Genomic DNA, 3,304 nt, shown 5'->3' with positions numbered 1-3,304 from the left:
TGTTATAGTATAAAGAGGAGCCCTATTAAAATCTTCTCAACAAAGGGAAAGCAGCAAGGAGCGAGCCAAAAGCGATGAGGAAGGATCCGAGCCAGATCATAGGCATTCCAGGTTTATAGTGCACTTTGGCTGCAATTTTGCTCTTACTCTTATCAATCTCGCCAATTACAACGTAAATATCAGAAAATAAATTGTGATAAATACTGCTTTCAACATTTTTCTGACCCTCCACAAGATAAAATCTATATTCAGGAGTTATTCTACCTAATACCTTATTATTCAACAAATTCCTGATATCCATCGTACCTCTTACTGCATGGAAATTTTTCTCTTTTATAAATTCAATATTTCGCAAAGTAACTTTAAATTTGTTGACTGTTATGCTATCACCTATTTTTAAGTAGCTCTCTTTTTTTTCCTGCCAACCAACTAAATAGGCTATACCGAGTACTAGAATCGCCACTCCAGCATGAGCGAGCATCATTGCATAGTAAGACTTGGAAACTCTTCTTGCTAATAAAATTGATTCACTCAGCGCCACCTTAAATAAACGAATTCTTTTGCTATATGCTTCCAAAACAAAGACTAATAATGCTATGGAGATGATAATTGACAGCACTATTATTAGCTCCATATGAAATATAAACGGCAAAATAGCTGCAGCACTACAAAATGAGAATCTGTATTCACGGAGTATTGGCAATAGACTATTTCCCTGCCAACGGCAGTATTGCCCAATTATTGTAAGGATTAAAACAGACAGTGCAATAGGGTTAAATAAGGAATTGTAGTATGGTGCTCCAACTGAAATGAGTTCACCGGTCAAGTATTCAAGCATTGTCGGGTATAAAGTGCCAACAAACACGATGAAAAAGGCAGTGATAAATAATAGGTTGTTTATCAACATCATCGTGAAACGTGAGAAGAATTTTTTGCCCTCTGTCATTTGAGTAGCTTGACTGCTCGTCTCTTTTTTTCTGGTCAAGCACTGGGATGACACTGAAGATGTGCGATTTTTTCTCGTAAATACTACAAATATTACTAAGCTGCTGACTGTAATTACACCAAGTAAAGCTAACATATACAGTCCATATCTTGGATCATCTGCAAACGTATGCACTGAAGCAAGTATTCCAGAGCGGACTAAAAACGTTCCAGTTATACTCAATATAAAAGTTGTAAGCGTGAGCAAAACGGCAAAGTTCCTTAAAACATTGAAATTTCGTACCACGAGTAACAGATGTGTCAGTGCTGCTGCAATTAACCATGGCATCAAAGAAACGTTTTCTACCGGATCCCAAAACCAAAATCCACCCCAACCAAGTTCACGATATGCCCACCAACTGCCAAGACTTATACCCAAAGTAAGTAACGACCAAGAAACAAGCACCCAAGGCCTGATAATTTTAGCCCAAACATTTCCTTCAGTGTTTGTAATGAGCCCAGCTATAGAGAGCGAAAAAGGGACGCTGAACCCAAGGTACCCCAAATATAATATCGGTGGGTGAATTGCAAGACCGATATCTTGCAATATTGGGTTAAAACCAAGACCATCTGTTTTAATGCTTGGCACTTTAGCAAAAGGATTGGACTCAAGTAAAGTGAACAACAAAAAACAAAAGCATATTAAGCCTTGAGTGATTAAGGATATTTTCTTTAATTTACTGTCATTAGCTCGTTCTGGTGTCATTCCAGTGCTTGACACTGGGATGACAGAGGGTATACAAATATCCATTAATAATAAATACAAGGTAAGCACTAAGGTCCAAAGCAACATAGACCCTTCTTTATTCCCCCAAACACCACAGATTTTATAGATCAAAGGTTTCGTCGTATGAGAGTGGTAATATACATTTTCGAGTGAGAAATCGTTTGTAATGTGGCAATAAATTAATATGGCCATTGACGCTGATGCACAGAAAAATATGGCAATAGTGACGGAACTGAGCGGTAGAAATAAATATGTTAAGGACAATAAACAAGCTATCAATAGCAATATATTTCCAAGTTCAGACATCAGTTATAGTTATTTATATAATGATATTACTAATAACGAGCTAGGAGTTAAAGTTTTAATATAGAAGCAAAACTAGTATCCATATTTCACAACTCCAATTACGTTAACAGTAAGTAAAAATTAAATATTAAATTTTATACTTTTATTATAGTGTTGAGGTAATATCATGGGCGCAATCAAAATTAGTAAATCTCTATTTAATGGAAATAGTAAAGTAACAAAACATTATGACGAACCAAGAGTTGAAAAAAATCTCTATACTATTTTAGGATTTGACAGTAGAAAAGATTTTGAAAATAAGAAAAGTAAGTTTGTCGATAAGAAAATTTGGCAATTATTTGTTGATTGTTTTGCAAAGGAAATAGATTATGTGGCAACCAAGCAAGTTGTACAAAACATTGTTTGTAACATTGCCAAGAGTGCTAGCGGTACCAAAACTGAGCGCCTAATATTAAATGAAAAGCAGGGTAATAAAAAAAGAGAGAAAGCAGTTAGAAAAGCCATTAGTATTTTGAGGGAAATCAGTCCAAAAACAGCATTTCATGAACTCTCAGTAATGAAAAAGCAAGCTGAAGATTTTTTACAAACTGATTTTTATAAAGCACAGAGTAAACCAATTCAAGGATTTGCTCCGTCTGGTGGACAGCTTTTTGCGGAAACTTTAAAATATATCAAAACACTAGAGAAATTGTCTGAAGTAAAAAAAGAAGAGCTCGTTAAAGACTTCTTATTAAGCCATGTTAGTTCATTCAATAAAACTTACCCTAAATCACACGGTAAAAGAGAAGATGCTATAGCAATACTATCAAGTGATGAGTTGAAGAACTTTTACGATAAAAGCGTAGAAGAAGGAGTATTACAGCCACTGGCATCTTACAAAGAATGTAAAAACCTATATGACAAAATGAACCAGGCAGAAAATGAATCCAAGGGTTCAGTTAACAGAAAAGAACGGAATGAATCTAAGAGTGTAATTGACAGAAAAGAACAGAAAAAAAACTTGAGGGAAATAGGTAAGTCAATAATCGGAATAATTAACGACATAAAAAAATACAGGGAAGCAATTCTTAACTGTAAAAACTTTCAAAATTCTTACATAAAGGAAAAAGAAGAACATCCATTGAGGAGCAGTGCATGCCAGAAAATGATTGATATATACCAAGAAAGAATTGCTGGATATCAGGAAAAAATTTGTCAAAACTTGACCAAAATAAGAGAAATATTCAAAAGCATACCACGAGAAATGAGCAGTTCATGTGGTATGGAAAAATTTGAGGAATTAATGGA

The 3,304-nt window shown here is 34.8% G+C and carries 3 protein-coding genes; 2 read left to right on the top strand and 1 reads right to left on the bottom strand.

The window, feature by feature from the left end; all coding sequences use genetic code 11:
• Positions 1-25: 25 nt before the first annotated feature.
• Complete coding sequence (locus tag HET73_RS06620; RefSeq protein WP_458694648.1) at positions 26-1,975, bottom strand: heme lyase CcmF/NrfE family subunit; 1,950 nt, start codon at positions 1,973-1,975, stop codon at positions 26-28.
• Between HET73_RS06620 and HET73_RS08725 the strand changes: the two genes are divergently transcribed.
• The gene (locus tag HET73_RS08725; protein WP_246210255.1) at positions 1,896-2,081 is read left to right on the top strand and encodes a hypothetical protein; all 186 of its coding nucleotides are present in this window, start codon (positions 1,896-1,898) and stop codon (positions 2,079-2,081) included. The two genes, HET73_RS06620 and HET73_RS08725, sit on opposite strands and share 80 nt — an antisense overlap.
• Positions 2,082-2,183: 102 nt before the next feature.
• On the top strand, positions 2,184-3,304 hold a 1,121-nt coding region (locus HET73_RS06615; RefSeq protein ID WP_174134230.1), incomplete at its 3' end, for a hypothetical protein.

Source organism: Wolbachia endosymbiont of Atemnus politus (assembly GCF_013309895.1).
This window is presented reverse-complemented; position numbering and strand designations above follow the sequence as displayed.

Excerpts from the sequence above, each read along its gene's own strand:
- HET73_RS08725 (WP_246210255.1), top strand. The coding sequence starts at position 1,896 with ATGGCCATTGACGCTGATGCACAGAAAAATATGGCAATAGTGACGGAA.